The sequence below is a fragment of the Saccharicrinis carchari genome (genome assembly GCF_900182605.1).
GTDB lineage: Bacteria > Bacteroidota > Bacteroidia > Bacteroidales > Marinilabiliaceae > Saccharicrinis > Saccharicrinis carchari.
This window is the reverse complement of record NZ_FXTB01000002.1, coordinates 122099-140753: the sequence shown is the minus strand read 5'-3', so window position 1 is coordinate 140753 and position 18655 is coordinate 122099. Positions and strand designations below refer to the sequence as shown.

12 protein-coding genes are annotated in these 18655 nt (G+C 41.6%); 10 read left to right on the top strand and 2 right to left on the bottom strand.

The genetic code is table 11. From position 1 onward, the window contains the following. Positions 1-56: 56 nt before the first annotated feature. Both FN809_RS05140 and FN809_RS05135 read left to right on the top strand, forming a co-directional pair. Positions 57-845: a (Fe-S)-binding protein gene (locus FN809_RS05140; RefSeq protein WP_142532427.1), complete on the top strand. Its 789-nt coding sequence runs from the start codon at positions 57-59 to the stop codon at positions 843-845. A 9-nt stretch (positions 846-854) separates the two neighbouring features. After that, positions 855-4190, top strand: coding sequence for a methylmalonyl-CoA mutase family protein (locus FN809_RS05135; protein WP_142532426.1), 3336 nt, complete (start codon positions 855-857; stop codon positions 4188-4190). Positions 4191-4424: 234 nt separating this feature from the next. On the opposite strand, the gene FN809_RS05130 is transcribed toward FN809_RS05135, so the two are convergent. Then, entirely contained in the window at positions 4425-4868 is a 444-nt protein-coding gene (locus tag FN809_RS05130; protein WP_142532425.1) for a hypothetical protein, read from the bottom strand. Positions 4869-4932: 64 nt separating this feature from the next. Then, on the bottom strand, positions 4933-5400 hold the full coding sequence (locus FN809_RS05125) for an RNA polymerase sigma factor (RefSeq protein ID WP_185957456.1): 468 nt from the start codon (positions 5398-5400) through the stop codon (positions 4933-4935). A 356-nt stretch (positions 5401-5756) separates the two neighbouring features. Here FN809_RS05125 and FN809_RS05120 point away from each other — a divergent pair, with 356 nt between their 5' ends. The 8 genes from FN809_RS05120 to ilvD all read left to right on the top strand — a co-directional run bounded on the left by FN809_RS05120 (position 5757) and on the right by ilvD (position 18622). After that, a complete protein-coding gene (locus tag FN809_RS05120; protein WP_142532423.1) occupies positions 5757-6557 on the top strand; it encodes a hypothetical protein in 801 nt (266 codons plus the stop codon). A gap of 9 nt (positions 6558-6566) precedes the next feature. Next, positions 6567-7229, top strand: coding sequence for a uracil-DNA glycosylase (gene ung / locus FN809_RS05115; protein WP_142532422.1), 663 nt, complete (start codon positions 6567-6569; stop codon positions 7227-7229). A 256-nt stretch (positions 7230-7485) separates the two neighbouring features. Next, positions 7486-9747 (top strand): T9SS type B sorting domain-containing protein, encoded by a 2262-nt coding sequence (locus FN809_RS05110; RefSeq protein WP_185957455.1) that lies wholly within the window; start codon positions 7486-7488, stop codon positions 9745-9747. Between the two features lie 31 nt (positions 9748-9778). Then, on the top strand, positions 9779-10693 hold the full coding sequence (locus FN809_RS05105) for a PorP/SprF family type IX secretion system membrane protein (RefSeq protein WP_142532420.1): 915 nt from the start codon (positions 9779-9781) through the stop codon (positions 10691-10693). Between the two features lie 3 nt (positions 10694-10696). Beyond that, on the top strand, positions 10697-12109 hold the full coding sequence (locus FN809_RS05100; protein ID WP_142532419.1) for a PKD domain-containing protein: 1413 nt from the start codon (positions 10697-10699) through the stop codon (positions 12107-12109). Between the two features lie 9 nt (positions 12110-12118). Beyond that, positions 12119-13096, top strand: coding sequence for a hypothetical protein (locus FN809_RS05095; RefSeq protein ID WP_246095470.1), 978 nt, complete (start codon positions 12119-12121; stop codon positions 13094-13096). A 4-nt stretch (positions 13097-13100) separates the two neighbouring features. Continuing rightward, positions 13101-16349 (top strand): two-component regulator propeller domain-containing protein, encoded by a 3249-nt coding sequence (locus tag FN809_RS05090; RefSeq protein ID WP_246095468.1) that lies wholly within the window; start codon positions 13101-13103, stop codon positions 16347-16349. A 446-nt stretch (positions 16350-16795) separates the two neighbouring features. Beyond that, positions 16796-18622: a dihydroxy-acid dehydratase gene (gene ilvD / locus FN809_RS05085; RefSeq protein WP_142532417.1), complete on the top strand. Its 1827-nt coding sequence runs from the start codon at positions 16796-16798 to the stop codon at positions 18620-18622. The last annotated feature ends 33 nt before the right edge of the window (positions 18623-18655 follow it).

Below are 18655 nucleotides of genomic sequence, written 5' to 3'. Positions count from 1 at the left end.
TATGCACTCTTAAATAACATACTAAAAGCTACTCATTAATCATTAATAACTAAACCATGTCAAAAATAAAAGTTCCTATAATGGCCGAAGAAAAAGCCCGAGGCCATCATCCTGAATATCTGTTTTGGGTAGGCTGTGCAGGTGCTTTTGATAAACGTTATCAGAAGGTGACCCGCTCTTTTGCCAAAATCATGAATAAAATTGGAGTTGACTACGCCGTACTGGGTACTGAAGAAACCTGCACCGGCGATCCTGCTAAACGGGCAGGGAATGAAATGCTTTTTCAGATGCAGGCCTTGCAGGTGATTGAAACACTAAATGCATACAACATTCAAAAAATAGTTTGCACTTGCCCTCATTGTTTCAACATCATTAAAAACGAATATCCTGAATTGGGCGGCACATATGAAGTCATCCATTATTCCAGCTTTCTTCAGCAATTGATTGACGGGGGCCGGATAAAAATCAATAAGTCCGTGTTTAAAGGTAAAAAGATCACATACCATGATCCTTGTTATTTGGGCCGGGGAAATGGCATCTACGATGCTCCCCGGAAAGTGATTGGAGCGCTGGAACCAAACTACAAGGAGATGAAAAGAGCAAGGAGCTACGCGTTATGCTGTGGTGCAGGCGGGGCACAGATGTTTAAAGAAGCAGAGAAAGGCGATAGGGAAGTATTTGAAGATCGTACAAATGAAGCCTTAGCCACAGGTGCCGATATTGTAGCCACTGCCTGCCCTTTTTGCATGACCATGTTAAGCGACGGAATAAAATATGCCGGTAAAGACAATCAGGTCGTGAATTTGGATTTGGCCGAATTAATAGCTGAAAATATGGACCTCTAATTAATTGTTATGAAAAACGATCCCCCATATACGCCTCAAAATAAAGTTAGAATTGTAACAGCAACTTCCCTCTTCGATGGGCATGACGCCTCAATCAATATCATGCGGCGCATTATGCAGGCTTCCGGAGCCGAAATCATACACCTTGGCCATAACCGCTCCGTTCAGGATATTGTGGATTGCGCCATTCAGGAAGATGTTCAGGCTATTGCCGTGACCTCATACCAGGGCGGACATATGGAGTTTTACAGGTATATGTTCGACCTGCTTCATAAGCGGGGATCGGGCCATATCAAAATATTTGGCGGAGGTGGAGGCGTTATCCTGCCACACGAAATTGAAGCACTCCATCAATACGGTATTGCAGGCATATTTACCCCCGATGATGGAAGGTCTTTGGGCTTGCAGGGAATGATTAACCGGGTGCTTGAACAATCGGATTATATTCCGGATACAAAACCCGGGCTTTTAACGCAGCTTCCTGATTTTGATGATACAAGCACATTGGCCCGCTTTATATCCATATTGGAAGACAAGCGTGCGGAAGCCTCACTTATCAAAGACCTGATCAATCAGGAGCACATCCATTCCAGTTGTCCCGTAATAGGCATTACAGGCACAGGGGGAGCAGGTAAATCATCTTTGATCGATGAGCTGATCAGGCGCTTTGTAGCAGATGCCCCTGATTTGAAAATCGGCATTATCTCCGTTGACCCCAGCCGTCGTAAATCAGGGGGAGCATTGCTGGGCGACCGCATCCGCATGAACAGTATTCATCATCCCAATATCTTTATGCGTTCGATGGCCACCCGCGGAGCCAACTTGTCGTTGTCACGTCATGTAAACGATAGTATCGCTTTGCTAAAGGCTTCAGGAGCGCATTTAATTATTTTAGAAACCTCAGGCATTGGCCAGTCCGACACGCAAATTATTGATCATTGCGACCTGTCACTATATGTGATGACCCCCGAATTTGGAGCTCCGTCGCAATTAGAGAAAATCGACATGCTTGACTTTGCCGACTTTGTGATCATCAATAAATCAGATAAAAGAGGCGCAGAAGATGCCTTGCGCGATGTGAAGAAACAAGTGCAACGAAACCGGCAGGCCTGGGAGGAACGCGCAGAGAACATGCCCGTGTGCCTGGCTCATGCTTCCCAGTTCTTCGATGGTGGCGTTAATCACTTTTATGATGCATTGCGCAAGGAACTCCTCAAACGGTTCACGCACCTGCCAATACCTCCGGAGGTGGAGGTTGCCGCTGACACTCAAATAAAAGCCATTATACCCAACAAGCGGGTGCGCTACCTTGCCGAGATAAGCGAAATCATCAGGCACTACAACCGGGAGGCTGAAGAACAATCTGCCATTGCGGGAAAGCTTTACGCATTAAAACAAACACTGGCCATCATCGGAACGGATGAAACCGGCACTATCCGGGAACATATTAAGCATTTAGACACCCAACTATCTGATAGTAACCGCTTGCTCATCGAAAACTGGGACAATAAAAAAAAGGCTTATACAGCACCTGTATTTACCTTCAAGTCGCGCGATAAAGAAATCAAAATAAACACAACTTCTGAATCCTTATCGCACCTGCAAATACCAAAAATAGCGGTGCCCGGGTACAAAAACTGGGAGGACATCTTAAGGTGGCAGCTGAAAGAAAACTTCCCTGGTTTCTTTCCCTTTGCTGCAGGAGTCTTTCCATTCAAGCGCGAATACGAAGACCCTACCCGCATGTTTGCCGGCGAAGGAAGCCCTGAACGCACCAATAAACGTTTCCACTATTTGTCGAAAGGGCAAAAAGCCAAACGCCTGTCAACAGCTTTTGACTCGGTTACCTTATATGGAGAAAACCCCTGCTTAAGGCCTGATGTTTATGGTAAAGTGGGTAATTCAGGCGTATCGGTTGCCACCCTGGACGATACCAAGAAGCTGTATTCCGGCTTCGATCTATGCGATCCATTAACTTCAGTGAGCATGACCATTAACGGGCCGGCTCCGGTAATGATGGCTTTTTTCCTGAATGCTGCCATTGACCAGCAATGCGAGAAATACCTGTTGGACAATCAGATTACCCTTGACCAGAAAACGGCTCAAAAAAATAAACCAGTATATGGATTTGAAATGCCGGAAGGCAATAATGGCCTGGGGCTAAAGCTTTTAGGCGTATCGGCGGATAAGGTTTTGGATAATGTTGTTTATCAAAAGATTAAAACGCAAACCCTGAATACCGTGCGGGGTACTGTACAGGCCGACATATTAAAAGAAGATCAGGCCCAAAATACCTGCATCTATTCCATCGATTTTTCCTTAAAATTGATGGGTGATGTCCAGGAATATTTTATTCGAAATAAAGTACAAAATTTCTACTCAGTTTCCATTTCGGGCTATCATATTGCAGAAGCCGGTGCCAACCCCATCACTCAACTGGCATTTACGCTGGCCAATGGTTTTACCTATGTGGAATATTACCTTTCGAGAGGAATGCATATTGATGAATTTGCGCCCAACCTGAGCTTTTTCTTCTCCAATGGCATTGATCCTGAATTCTCCGTCATTGGGCGTGTAGCCCGAATAATATGGGCAAAAGCCATCAAAATAAAATATGGGGGCAATGAACGGTCGCAAAAACTGAAATACCATATTCAGACTTCCGGCCGCTCGCTTCATGCCCAGGAGATAGAGTTTAATGATATCCGCACAACACTGCAAGCGCTTTACGCTATTTACGACAATTGCAATTCGCTGCACACCAATGCCTATGACGAAGCCATCACCACCCCAACGGAAGAATCGGTGCGGCGTGCCGTGGCCATACAATTAATCATTAATCACGAATTGGGATTGGCCAGGAATCAAAATCCATTGCAGGGTTCATTTATCATAGAAGAACTCACGGAGCTTGTTGAAGAAGCCGTTTTATTGGAGTTCGATCGCCTGAGTGATCGTGGTGGGGTATTGGGAGCCATGGAAACCAATTACCAACGCAGCAAGATCCAGAAAGAATCACTGTATTACGAAAGCATGAAAAACAGCGGGCAACTGCCTATAATGGGAGTCAACACTTTTCTTTCGAAGAGTGGTTCTCCCACCATACTCCCTGAAGAAGTCATCCGCAGCACCGAAGAAGAAAAACAGAATCAGCTGAGAGAATTAAACCGGTTTCACCAAAGGCATGCTGATCAGGCCGAAGAGGCTTTAAAACGATTAAAAGAAACGGCCTTATCGAACAAAAATGTTTTTGAAGAATTGATGGAGACAGTAAAATATTGTTCAATGGGCCAGATCACCAGGGCATTGTATGAAGTTGGAGGCCAATACCGCCGTAACATGTAGCTCAACATCCAAGGTTGCTCAGTAATGGCCGGCATAATTCATGTTTTTTAGGCAAGCCACTTGGGACAGCGACCGCATAGTAGGGAAAAAAGACAACTTTTATTTCATGACCTAAAAACCTTAAAGATTTAAAAATCCATATTTGAATTCTTCTGTATGTAAAAGAGAATTCAAAAATTAATATAGACTATTGGTTCTATTAAAGTTGCCAAATAATTGGATCCATGATTTTTTTTACACATTTTCAACTAAAAGATAAAGAAAGAATATGGCAAAAACAGTTGTACAAATCAGAATTATCAACCAATTGAGCCATTTCATTTTAATTGATAAAACAAGCTCCCTATTTACTTTTTCTGTTCGGGCATGTGTGACTGCCATTAAATTTAGAACAATAGCAGCTAAAGGTCCAATCGTAAGTAGCATTCTGATTATCCAGTTGAGAATGGAGTTGTCCCCATATTTCTGATCAATCACACCAACCCACTCATATACGGAAGTGAGAAAGCCAAAGTCAATTTGCATATAATGTTTTAAAACAACACCACTGAGAAATAAAAACGGTAATACAAGAAATACGGCTCCTGCAATAGCTGATTTCCTAGTATTTAATAAGGTTAACCTAAATTCTCTTTGATGTTTACTCACATCAACGGATGGCTGTTCTATATTTCTCATGATATCGTCCATTTTATTATTGCTACTCATAAACTTACAATTCACAGAAGAAAAAAAGCTTGCACTAAAGTTGCTGTTTAAGAAGTTTCAGACCCCTTGATAAAAGCGACTTGATTGTACCTTCCGGCTTATTCAAAATGCTGCTTATCTCCTTGATTTTCAATTTTTCAAAATATTTTAAAGCAATTACCTCCTGGTATTTAACCGGTAGTTTTACAACTTCATACTGTACCCTAATAAACGTTTCATGCTTTTCCATTTCATGCTCTGCGGCTTCCTTTTCCAACAGTAAAGCTGTTAGCTTGGATGCTTTCACTTTAGAACCATCAATTTCATTAAGCAATGTTGGCCGATATTTTTTTGAGCGAAAGTGGAGCTTGATTTCGTTTGTTGCAATTCTGTATAACCAGTTCTGGATAGGCACTCCTTTCCAAACAAACTTATTGAGCTTAGTATTAAAGACCAGGCAGCCCCCTAACTTGGGGAACCAACTCCTGAGCCAGTCCGATGCAAATCTGTGAATCTGTTTCACTTTCTTAGGGTCTTTTGTTGCATGGCCTATAGGTATATTGTCCTGCTTTCTGGAACAGTAAACTCCAGATTATTATTATTACTACATCTCTCAAAATAGAATCTTAGTTCTTCTAACCTTTCGCTAATTAAAAGTTAATCTCTTTATAACTTGATGCCTTTACCCTGAAAATCACATCTGCACGCCAACCTGTAACGAACACAAAGCCCTTGATTATTATACACTTATACAAAGCAGCTTGAATAACAACAAACTGTTTACATTACTTTTTTATTATTTCTCAACACTTGATTGGCATAATTTTATATCTTTCAACCAATATTTGCCCCAAACTAACTATATCAAAATAAAAATTAATGAAAAAACCGCACCTGATCGTTCTTACACTATGTCTCCTGGCATTTGTTCCCCTCAAAGCTCAAGACCTTTTAATAAAAAATAATAACGACAGCATTAGCTGTATTGTAAAAGAAATTGGCGATGAAGATATCAAATACATTAATCCGGAAATTAGCGAAACAATACTTTTTGGCGTTAATAAAGATAAAGTACGTAAAATAGTATTTGCTAACGGGAAGGAGTTGGAGTTTTCGGAACATATGTTCGACCCCAATAATTATGTGACAGATAAAAAACATAATATTAAAATAAATTTTTTATCCCCACTTTTTAACAGCACCAATATTAGTTACGAAAAAAGCATTGCTCCCGGCCAAAGTTTTGAAACCGCACTCGGAATTATCGGTGCCGGCTGGGACATTGGGGAGAATGAAGAAACGGGCATTTTTGTTAAAGTCGGATACAAATTCATAAAGAGCCCGGATTATTATATCAAGGGTCAGCGCTTTGCCCATATTTTAAAAGGAGCCTACATTCGTCCCGAAATTGCTTTTTCACACTACAGTTATAAAAATTATTTTTATAATAATTGGGACGAAGAGCGGGTGAGTGATACAAATACCATGTTTGCCATATTGTTAAACATTGGTAAACAGTGGGTTTATGAAAGTGGCTTTGTGGTGGATTGGTTCGGTGGTGTTGGATATGGCTTTGGCAAGGACAATAAAGATTTTGGTCTGCATAAAGCTTTTATAGGTGGTGTGGACGAATTTCCACTGGCAGTTACAATGGGACTTAGAGTTGGCTGGAACTTTTAAAGATATCTTATGGAAATAAATATAGAAACAGGCTGGAGACAACTGTTGGAAGCAGAATTTGAAAAACCTTACTTCGTTGCACTAAACCAATTTTTAGAACAGGAGTATAAAAATGAAACGGTATTTCCACCTAAAAACCAACTATTCAATGCTTTTAATCTTTGTCCCTTAGATAAAACCAAGGTTGTAATTCTTGGGCAGGATCCTTATCATGGTGTAAATCAGGCACACGGCCTATGCTTTTCGGTAAACAATGGCATTAAAATTCCGCCATCACTCAAAAATATTTATAAAGAAATTTATTCTGATTGTGGTACAACACCCCCCCTAAGCGGAAACCTGGAAAGATGGGCGCATCAGGGAGTGCTTTTATTAAATGCTACGCTAACGGTTAGGGCACATCAAGCGGGCTCGCATCAAAAACAAGGATGGGAGATATTTACAGACAGCGTTATACAGTATCTAAGCAACCAAAAAAAGAATATCGCTTTTTTACTCTGGGGTGCTTATGCGGGTAAAAAATCTGCTTTGATAAACTCCAACGACCACCTTATCTTAAAATCGCCACACCCCTCTCCCCTATCGGCTCATCGCGGTTTTTTTGGCAATAAGCATTTTAGCCAAACCAATGCTTTTTTAAAAAACAAGGGGCTTGACCAAATAGAATGGTAAGTTCAAAGGCTGTTCCGTTTTTACCTACGGAACGCGCTCCGAGATAATTGAACTATGTTTTTTGATAAGGTAAATGCCAGTTGGTCGCGAACGAAGATTGAATTAGTTTTTGAATTATTTGAGTTAAACGTCCAACATCTTTTTTTAACTAATTAGCAGATAAACTTAAGGTTACCATAACTTTTTACCCACTAATATAGTATAAGGACAAATGAAATGGGATTTTTGTAAATACAAAGCATATAATTACTGCAAAATGAAACCTCTTATATACTTTTTCTTTATAACCTGCTTTTTTCTGCCCAATTATGTTTTGGGTCAGGAAAAGCCAACTGCAACTATTAAAAGCGAAGACATTGCCTATTGCATAACAAATAAACAGAATGTAACAATAAGAGTTGAATTTGACAAAGGAGAACCTCCCTATTCCTTTGAATACAAAATAAATGAAAACTATTATTACCACGATGGGGGCGGAAATATAAATAACAATTGGTTTGAATGGACCATAAGCCCGTCGGAAACAAGCAACATTACCCTACTAGAAGTGTTTGACCAAAACTACCCGGCCACAGAACCTACCGAACCCGATGGCGACCTTAGCCCGTATAGAGGGGGATCCGATTTAATTTATGGAAGTATGGAGGTCAGGGTAGATACCATGCCGGTGGTGAATGCGGGGCCTGATGATGACATTTGTGGTTATACCTACACTTTGGCAGGAGAAGTTACCGGCCGTACAGATAAAATTTGGTGGTCCTATCCCAATACGGACGGAACTTTTAACGACAGCACATCGCTTGCTGCTGTATTTACAGGAAGCGAATCCGATGACTACCTGATAGCTTTAAATGCCAACAACGGAGAGTGCTACGCATACGATGAAATAGAAATAGAACTCAAAGGTAGGCCAACAGGTGAACTCACCGAAACCGACCCTTATGAGTTCTGTTCTACTGACGGTACAGCACATACACTTCCCGTTGAGGTAAATTTAACCGGTGTGAGCGATTTCACTTATACACTAAAAGATACGGAAGGAAATATTACGCAATCATTCAACGCCCTAAACGAAAACGATACGCAATTAATACCAGTTTCCCAAAGCGGTACTTTCACGCTCAATTCTATTGAGGACGGACAGGGATGCTTTGCCGAAGCAAAGGATATGCAAGGCTCCAGAATGGCCATCGACGTAAAACCCATTGTATTTGCCGGGGACGACGTAACTTCAAACTGCGGCCCCACCTACCAGTTAGCTGCATATAAAAGCGATATCACGACTGGCAAATGGACTTCTTCAACAAGTGCTATTACTTTTACCGACGACACAAAGCACAATAGCCTGGCTACAGCTACCTTTAACGCAAGTGACATCTACAAAGATGCAACCCTACGATGGACAGAGACCACCACCGACGAATTGAAGTGCGCAAGCTATGACGAGATAAATATCCGGTACGTTAAACTTCCCTCACTGACACAAAAATCCGTATCCAACGATATTATCTGTGAAAATAAATCGACCACACTCAGTTTTGACATAACGGGTAATTTCCCCTGTACCCTGCATTACAATCTGGATGGAGCATCCCTAAGCAAAATATTTAATTCAACAGAGGAGCAATTAACCATAGCCGGTACCGATTTAGAAATTGGAGACAACAATTTAAATATCACTAATATAACAGACGATTATGGGTGTAATTCGCCCTTAAACCTATCGCAAAAAATTGTTGTTGACCAAATGCCTTTGGCCAATGCCGGACCAGATACAGTTGTATGCGGAAAAATGGTGAATCTGGAGGCGGTACCTTCATTAGGTATATCCGGATGGATGCCGGCAAAAGGATTGTTTAGCGAAGCGGATGATCCCCATGCCAGTTTCACCGCCAACAATACCGGCACATTGCACTTAGTGTGGAAAGAAACCAATGGAGCTTGCTCAGATACAGATACGGTGCAAGTGGTATTTTTCGATGCCCCTTTTCCGGTAAAAGATACAAACGACACACTCCTCATTTACGCGGCCAAATCCGTTGAACTACCCGCATGGCCACTTGAGGTAGGTATCGGCCAATGGAGCATCATAGAACCCAATGTTAGCGGAGCATCCATTTCCAATCCTACTTTGCACAATGCCTCTCTTAGCAATTTAACCAATCAACAAGTATATAAATTGCAATGGAAAGCAGTATTGGAAGCCGCCCCGGAAAACTGCCGTGAAAAAACCTATGAGGTAATCGTTGATTCAAGACCGATGCTGGCGCCTACAGGTATATCGCCCGATGGCGACGGTATAAATGATGAACTGAAAATACTGGGTGCAAAGGAAAATAGCCAGCTGGCCGTATTCAACAAGCAGGGAAAATTGGTATTTAAAACTAATGCCTTCCATAATGCATTTAATTGGAAAGGAACAGACCAAAACGGGAGCACCTTGCCTCGCGGCACTTATTACTATGTTTATCAAGATGATGAGCGTACGGTTAAAAACTATTTAATCATCCGTTACTAACCAAACGAGCTGTCTAATAAGCCATTATATTATGAAGTATTTCATCCTTATACTAACTCTTCTTATTCTGTCGGCTAGCGATGCCCTTGCGCAAAGAGAGCTCAAAATGAGTCAATATATGCACAACCGCTACAGTATCAACCCGGCTTTTGGCGGTGCCCACGAATCTTTATCCATGTATGGCTCCTATCGTAAAAAATGGTTGGGCTTTGATGCTTCACCATCCGGCGCTTTATTTACGCTTAGCTCGCCCTTAAAAAAGGAAAATGTAGCTTTAGGTGCCCAATTTTTCAACGATAAATTTGGCGTATCTCAGAATACGGGCTTTAATCTATCCTATGCCTACAGGCTGAAATTAAACGAACACACCAAATTGGCCTTCGGTATTTCGGGTGGTATGGTCAATTACAAATCCAACTGGACAGATGTTATTTTGTCATCGGACAAAACCGACCCTCATTTTGCCAACATAGAACAAACAGTTGCCCCTTGGGTAAGTTTTGGAGCCGCTATCTATCACACCAAATATTTTGCCGGCTTATCCCTTCCGTCCCTGTTGTATCACGACAGGTACCAAACGGGCGAAAGCAGCTTGGATTTTGCCAAAATAGACTACTTGCTCACTGCAGGATACATGTATCACCTCAACGCAAATATTATGCTGCAACCATCCATGTTACTTCGCATCAATCCAAACGAAGAAACCTTTGTTGACATCAGTGCAACAGCTGTTGCAATGAACGCATTTATTTTAGGTGCATCCTACAGGACAAGCAACCAGATAATTGGCATTGTAGGATATCAAATTACGCCACAGTTCCGCTTTTCCTATAGTCTGGATTACGATATCGACCCTATCGGCACGTACAACAATGGAACACACGAAGTGGCTTTGCAAATTAACTTTGGTTATAAAACTAACTCCCCCGATCCAAAATTCTTTTAAGCCATGATAAAATATCTCTTCAAATATTATCTTACGCTTATATTGTTGTTTATGCTAACTGCACTCACAAAAGCACAAGATGTGAGTGTGGAGCGAATAGAGATTAACAGTAATCTAAAAAATGATATTGCTCCGTATGTGCTGGATTCTGTGTTGTATTTTTCATCGAATCGAAAACATGAAATGATTAAAACCTACCTGAACAATAATAAAGAATGGGTTTACCGCTTGTACAAAGCACCCCTGTTACCTAACGATGGCATGGGCAAGGAGAGCCTGGTACAAAACAATAGACTCTCCAAACTAAATACGCCCACCATAGCTTGGTCCGAGGATAAAAGCACCATCGTAATTACGCAAAACCAATATACCAGCCTAAAAAGGAGCAAAGGGCGCGAAAACCTCTTGGGTATTTATTTCATATCTAACCAGGATGGCCGATGGAGCCGTCCAACAGCCTTCCCACACAATTCGCGCAGGGATTATTCCAATGTTCATCCTACCATTACACCCGACGGTAAAACCATTTATTTTGTTTCAGATAGGGCTGGTGGGCTTGGCAAAGCGGACTTGTATGAGTCCACGTTTGAAAATGAGGAATGGAGTGTCCCTGTAAATCTGGGCAGCACAGTCAATACTGATGGTAACGAAGTATTCCCTTATTATCACCCATCAGGCAGATTATACTTCTCGTCCGAAGGGCATGGCAGTAGCGGTAAGCTGGATATTTTTTACACCACCAAATACCAGGGAAGATGGAGCACACCGGTAAAGTTGGAACACCCAATCAACAGTGAACACAACGATTTTTCGTGCTTTATTGATGCCTCGCAAACCACTGGGTATTTTGCTTCCGACCGTCAAGGCCAGGCCGACATTTATAAATTCTCTGACACCTACCCTGCGTTTCCGGAAGCACGGCCACAAGTGGAGGACGTGTTTTGTTTTACGCTCTTTGAGAATGGCCCCTATGTTTCAGATACCCTGCCCTATAAATACCAGTGGTATTTTGGCGATGGTGAAACAGCCAGCGGATTGGAGGTGGATCATTGCTTCCCGGGACCGGGAAAATACAACATTGAGTTAACCGTGCTGGATACCCTCACCAATACTGATTTATATACCGTAGCCAGCTATCCGCTTACCTTAGAACGCACCCAACAAATTATTGTTACCCTGCCCGATACGGTACGCGTAGGCATACCGGTGAATCTTTCTGCCGAAAATTCCGTACTAAAAGATTTTGAGCCCAATCAGTATTTTTGGGATTTTGGCGACGGGAATAAAGGAAAAGGTGTAAGGATTGACCATATTTTCCGGGAAAAGGGCATATACACTATTACCTGCGGAGCCATATCGAAAAATGACCCTACTAATAAAATGGGGTCTACCATACAAATTGTAGTTACCGATTAAATACAACATATGCGTACGATTTTATTTATTTTGCTGTTTTTACCATTCGCTTTTAAGGCCATATCGCAACCCGTACCGGCCTTAGACGAAAACATACCCTATTTGGTTACTTTTGGTAGCGAGGGCGATAAAGCCTGGGGCGATGACGACTATTGCCAGGTTATATTTTTTTCGGTGCCCAGAAATCATACCGAACCTATTTTTATAAGAGTGTACGATCCTGATACAGGGGGGGATCTGGACGAACAAAAAGGAGAGTGGGACACCCGGATGAAATATAGTGTGTATGGTGGCAAAGGGGCTTGCTCGCACGAGGATGCCAAAAGAATTAATTTAAGCGGAAGATTTAACAGTGGCACACTCCTGGCCACCAAAACATTTGGTGCCAGTCCGCGCTACAATAAAAGCTGGTACACCTTTGGCCCTATCAACCCATCGGAAGGCGAATTTTTACCCGATGAGTATGGAGGCTACGTGTTTAAGGTAATTGTGCAAGGCGTTGCCGGCGACGATGGTAATCTTTACCGTTTATTCCTGAGCAACAAACCCGATGAAAATCAAGCAGTTGAGGGCGCTTTTGCCTTTTATTATAAGTACAAGTTCCGCCTGCACGATAACGTAAACGAAGTGTCGCACATTTATCCTTTTATCGACGACAGAGTACAATCTATTAAGCAAAGCAACTTCGATTGGGACAATGACGGCTTTATACGAATCATTTCTGTAGCAAAAAATGGCGAAATATTAAAAACATCGGGCGATAACGAATGGGTTCAAAGCTTGCATAATATTCACGCAACGGAGAGAAATACATCCTACGACATACAGATTATAAAAGACAAAAGAGCCCAAATAAAAAATAACAATGTGGTTATTTATCTCGAAAATCAATATGGCGAACTAATAGAGTTTTACAGTGTACCCATTGGTGGTATCCCAAAATATAAATACAGCATAGGTATGAAACCGAAGACAATAAGAAACTAAGGGAATGAAGTATTTTATAAATAAAAACATGCCTACGGCCAGTGGTATCGGGTTAAGAATTGCAATGGATATTTTTAAGCAAATAGTGTTTATTGTTGGTTTTCTGTTCGCTCTGCCACCCCTAATATGTTCTCAATCATTCAACTTTAAAACTTTTGACTCGGATATGGGCTTGCCCCAAAATTATGCATATTCCTTAGCCGAAGACCTCGATGGCTATATGTGGATTGGAACTGGCGAGGGTTTGGTAAGGTACGATGGTATCGACTTTATAACCTATACACAAAACGACTCCTTGGCTTCTGATTTTGTTCGTTCTTTATTTGTAGATAAAGATGGAGTGCTTTGGGTAGGACACAACAACGGTACTCTCTCGTACTATAAAAATGGAGCGTTTAGCACAATACTCCCTGCAGAAAAAGCATCAAGCCCTATCGAAGATATCACCCAGGATAAGCTGGGCAACATATGGGCTACCGTTCAAAATAACGGCTTGCTGCGAATAGACCCTGAAAAAAATATCACCTCCTTTTTTCAGGAAAATTTGTTTGCCGATAAACTCTACTACAGCGTTGAAGCGCCCAATCCATTCAATATATTAATAGGCACTGCCGAAGGACTAATGCATTTGCATCTGGATGAAAAGGGCCAGGCCAAATCCTTAAGCACCGTTACCTCCATACCACCAACAAAAATTAACACCATAGTTAAGCGCAGAGCTATTGACAACGAGTATTGGATAGCTACTGAAGACCAGGGGTTTTATAAATACCGATTTAATAAGGGTACTACCACGCATTATGCCAGCAATAATTTATGTGTAAAATTTAACATCGAATACGAAAGCATACACGATATATACGAAGAACAAGATGGTAACCTGCTTTTAGCAACATGGGGCAAAGGGGTAATAAAGTTGTTCTTAGATGCCCGCACACAGTCTTTTGTACAATCTTTTAATTTTTCTACCGAGAATGGACTAAACCATGATTACATTAAGGATATATGGGGCGATAGGGAAGGAAACCTATGGTTTGCCACCTATGGCGGAGGCGTATCCTTACTGCTCGACGATTCCTTTGTTCACTACAAGCTTCAGGATATTGGCTTTAAAATGAGTAAGGCCAAATCTGTTATGGCTACATCAGGAAACTTATGGATAGGTTTAAACAACGGTGTACTTCGAACCGACCCCTTTTGTTTTTCAGATCACGAATATTATGATAGTCCATTAGGTGTTCCCAACGACGAAATAATTGCCATCCACTACGACAAGGATAGCACCTTATGGCTCGCTTCATTCAGTTCGGGTCTTTTTTATCGCGAAAAAGACAAGCTCCAATTTACAAAATACAAGTTCATCAAAGGCGTCAAGGATCCGGTTTTAAACGATATGGCCGTCTTAAACCAGCACATTTATCTGGCCACCACCGATGGTTTTTACAATGTAAACTTAAAAACCAAAGAGGCGAGCCTGCTTACAACACGAGAAAAACTGCCACACAACAACATCAACTTTGTTTATATCGACAAACAAAAAAACATTTGGATTGGGCCAAAATCAAGCGGCATATGCCGTGTTGATAGCAATGAGATAGAAGTCCATCGGCTTTGGCAAGCCCCTCTCGATATTTCCGGAATGACTTCCGATGCCGAGGGTAACTTTTGGCTCGCTACCATGGGTAAAGGCGTGATGAAATATAACCAGGATTCTATCATACAGATTATCGACATAAACGATGGACTCACAAAAAACTACTGCTACGATATAGTTTGCGATAAAAACCAAAAACTATGGGTGGCACATTGGCCCGGTATAAGTACGATTAACTTAAAAAACAATCAAATAAAAAAATATGATTTCAATGACCAAATGGGTGGCGACTTCTATAAACTGTGGGAAGATCAGGAAAACAATATTTGGTTTGCTTCAAGCAATGGAATAATCAAATACATTCCTGATCGGGATAAAATAAACCTGACACCCCCGAAAATTAATCTGAACAGCATAAAAATTTCCGGCGAACCTTACCCCTTAGATCAAGCCATAAAACTACCCTACCCGTATAACAAAAAATACTCCAAGCTTCGATTCGATTTTACCGGCATCAGCTTTAAAGATCCCAATGCCGTAACCTACCAGTACAAGCTTGAAACCAAAGGGGAAGATCAATCCGATTGGGTAGACATAGGAAACACCAAATTCAGGGAATATGAATTTTTACCCGATGGTGAGTACAAATTAAAGATCAGGGCTTTTAATGGCGACGGCATAGCAAGTATAACTCCCATAACCGTTCCCATTGAAATAGCCAGTCCCGTATGGAAAAAATATTGGTTTTACCTTCTGCTCATTACCTTTATCGGACTGCTGTTCTATTGGATAGTTAAACTCAGAGAGCGCCAATTGAGGTTGCAAAAAGAAGAACTGGAAAGAGAGGTGGATTTACAAACCGTTATTTTGCGTAAACAAAAAAATGAAATTGAACGCAAAAATATTGACATTACCGCAAGTATAAACTATGCCAAGCGTATTCAAAGTTCTATACTGCCTCCGATTAGTGCTTTAAAAGATACTTTTAACGAATCCTTTATATTTTTTGCACCAAGAGATATTGTAAGTGGCGATTTTTATTGGTACACTAAGCATAAAGATAAGTTTATTTTGTGCTGTGCCGATTGTACCGGACATGGCGTACCAGGGGCATTTATGTCAATGATTGGAACTACCCTGCTAAACGACATCAACAAAAGAGGAGATATAGCATCGCCGGCCGACATATTGGAAAAATTAGATAGCAACATTAACACTTTGCTACAACAAGATAATGAGAATAATGCACCCGATGGAATGGACATCTCAGTTATTGAGATAAATTTAAAAAGTAAAAAGGTTAGATTGGCCTCTGCCAAACGCCCGGTTTTTTTATATATCAACAAAACCCTGACTACCTATAACGGTACACGCCGAAGCATTGGAGACGACAAAGTAGCCGAAAAAACCAAATTTGTAAACTACGAATACGACTGCTCAAAAGGCGATTCTGTATACCTCTTTACCGATGGCTATACAGATCAGTTCGGTGGTCCCAAAGGTAAAAAAATGATGAAGGTGGGTGTGACTAAATTGCTCCAAAAAATACACGAAAAACCAATGGACAAGCAAGGCGAGTTGATCGGTGATTACTTTAACAATTGGAAAGGAGATTTGGATCAGATAGATGATGTACTATTTATGGGAGTACGATTATAGGAAATTAAGCAAAGTACTTTTAAAACACGCAAAAAGTATTTTAACCCAGTATTAAAATCACTGCTGTCATGCATTCTCTTATCCCGTTAGTTGAAGTGAATAACATTAAAACTGTATATTTATACAAATATACAATGCCCTCTTCAACAAGCAAATAGACACTCCCATAAAATAGAACAAGTAAAATACTAGTGGGTAATGAAAAAAAAATGTATAATTTTTCATTTTTCTTTTGGAGATTAAAAAAAATCTCTACATTTGTAACCGTTACCTATCAGTAGAAATGAAAATGAAAAATATATTTTCCCTCATCGTCCTTAACGTTATTCTCTTGGTCATTACCAAGCAGAACTGAGGATGGTGTGTAAAAAATAATTATTACAAGAATTTATTTAAGCCTTTCTCAATAGTATGAGGAGGGCTTTTTTTTTAGATGTTACATTACAATGAAAAATAAACTAAGAAGTGCAACAACAACCGAAGGACGGCGTATGGCCGGGGCGCGTAGCTTATGGCGCGCAAACGGTGTTAAGGAGGAGCAGTTTGGCAAGCCAATGATTGCCATCGTTAACTCATTCACGCAATTTGTTCCCGGACACGTACATCTGCACCAGATTGGACAGGAAGTGAAGCGAATGATAGAGGCACAAGGTTGTTTTGCCGCTGAGTTTAATACCATTGCTGTTGACGACGGTATCGCTATGGGACATGATGGCATGTTGTATTCCTTGCCCTCGCGCGATGTAATTGCCGATAGTGTAGAATACATGTGCAACGCACATATGGCCGATGCCATGATTTGTATAAGCAACTGCGACAAAATAACGCCGGGAATGCTTATGGCAGCCATGCGCTTGAATATTCCAACAATTTTTGTTTCGGGCGGACCAATGGAAGCCGGAAAGGTTGGTGACAAAGCGCTGGATCTGGTAGATGCGATGGTAATGGCAGCCGACGATACCGTTTCAGATGCCGAAGTGTTGGCTGTAGAAGAAAACGCCTGTCCCACTTGCGGTTCCTGCTCCGGAATGTTTACAGCAAATTCAATGAACTGCCTCAACGAAGCCATTGGTTTGGCTTTACCGGGCAATGGCACCATTGTGGCCACTCACATAAACAGAAAGCACTTGTTTGAACAGGCTGCTAAAATAATTGTTGATAATACCTATAAATACTATAGAGATGGCGACGATTCGATATTACCACGCAATATTGGATCGCTCAGTGCCTTTAAAAATGCCATGACATTAGATGTGGCCATGGGCGGATCTACCAATACCGTACTGCACATCCTGGCTATTGCACACGAGGCCAACCTGAATTTTACCATGGATGATATCGACCAAATATCGCGAAACACCCCTGTACTCGCAAAGGTAGCGCCAAACTCCGACTATCATATCGAGGACGTGAACCGGGCCGGTGGCATATTGGGTATTTTGGCCGAACTCGACAGAGGTGGATTGATTGACAGCAGTGTGTGCAGAGCTGACGGGCTTACCCTTAAACAGGCTATGGCACAATATGATGTTACCAATCCTCAGATCTCCGACAAAGTAAAAAGTATTTATACAAGCGCCCCGGCGGGTATTCGCAACCTGACCATGGGCTCGCAAAAGACCCATTATGCCAAGCTCGATCTCGACAGAGAAAAGGGCTGTATCCGATCAGTAAAAAATGCTTACAACAAAGATGGCGGTTTAGCTGTTCTAAAGGGTAATATTGCCACTGATGGATGTGTGGTTAAAACGGCAGGTGTGGACGAGTCAATTTTTAAGTTTAAAGGAAAAGCAAGGGTTTACCAATCGCAAGATGATGCCTGCGACGGAATTTTATCGGGTGAGGTTAAGGCCGGAGATGTGGTGGTGATTGTGTACGAAGGCCCCAGAGGTGGCCCCGGCATGCAGGAGATGCTCTATCCTACATCTTATATTAAATCGCGTCATCTGGGCGAAAAGTGCGCCTTGATAACCGATGGCAGATTCTCCGGAGGTACCTCTGGCCTGTCTATTGGCCATGTGTCGCCCGAAGCGGCAGCAGGTGGTGCCATAGGCCTGGTGCATACCGGCGATGAAATTGAAATAAATATTCCCGAGCGATCTATCAACGTATTAGTTTCCGACGAGATACTGGCGCAAAGGAGAAAAAACGAAGAAGCCAAAGGAAATAAAGCCTATGTACCCGATCCCCGCCCCCGCCGTGTAACCGGTGCACTTAGGGCCTATGCCAGCTTAGTAAGCTCCGCCGATAAAGGAGCTGTAAGGATGATTTAAACAAGATAAAAGATAATAATCTAATAATCTAAA

What these genes read in the sequence shown, in the direction of transcription:
- FN809_RS05120 (WP_142532423.1), top strand. Translation starts at nt 5,757, where the DNA reads ATGAAAAAACCGCACCTGATCGTTCTTACACTATGTCTCCTGGCATTT.
- ilvD (WP_142532417.1), top strand. Translation starts at nt 16,796, where the DNA reads ATGAAAAATAAACTAAGAAGTGCAACAACAACCGAAGGACGGCGTATG.
- FN809_RS05110 (WP_185957455.1), top strand. Translation starts at nt 7,486, where the DNA reads ATGAAACCTCTTATATACTTTTTCTTTATAACCTGCTTTTTTCTGCCC.
- FN809_RS05105 (WP_142532420.1), top strand. Translation starts at nt 9,779, where the DNA reads ATGAAGTATTTCATCCTTATACTAACTCTTCTTATTCTGTCGGCTAGC.
- FN809_RS05135 (WP_142532426.1), top strand. Translation starts at nt 855, where the DNA reads ATGAAAAACGATCCCCCATATACGCCTCAAAATAAAGTTAGAATTGTA.
- FN809_RS05130 (WP_142532425.1), bottom strand. Translation starts at nt 4,868, where the DNA reads ATGAGAAATATAGAACAGCCATCCGTTGATGTGAGTAAACATCAAAGA.
- FN809_RS05100 (WP_142532419.1), top strand. Translation starts at nt 10,697, where the DNA reads ATGATAAAATATCTCTTCAAATATTATCTTACGCTTATATTGTTGTTT.
- FN809_RS05095 (WP_246095470.1), top strand. Translation starts at nt 12,119, where the DNA reads ATGCGTACGATTTTATTTATTTTGCTGTTTTTACCATTCGCTTTTAAG.
- FN809_RS05140 (WP_142532427.1), top strand. Translation starts at nt 57, where the DNA reads ATGTCAAAAATAAAAGTTCCTATAATGGCCGAAGAAAAAGCCCGAGGC.
- FN809_RS05090 (WP_246095468.1), top strand. Translation starts at nt 13,101, where the DNA reads ATGAAGTATTTTATAAATAAAAACATGCCTACGGCCAGTGGTATCGGG.
- ung (WP_142532422.1), top strand. Translation starts at nt 6,567, where the DNA reads ATGGAAATAAATATAGAAACAGGCTGGAGACAACTGTTGGAAGCAGAA.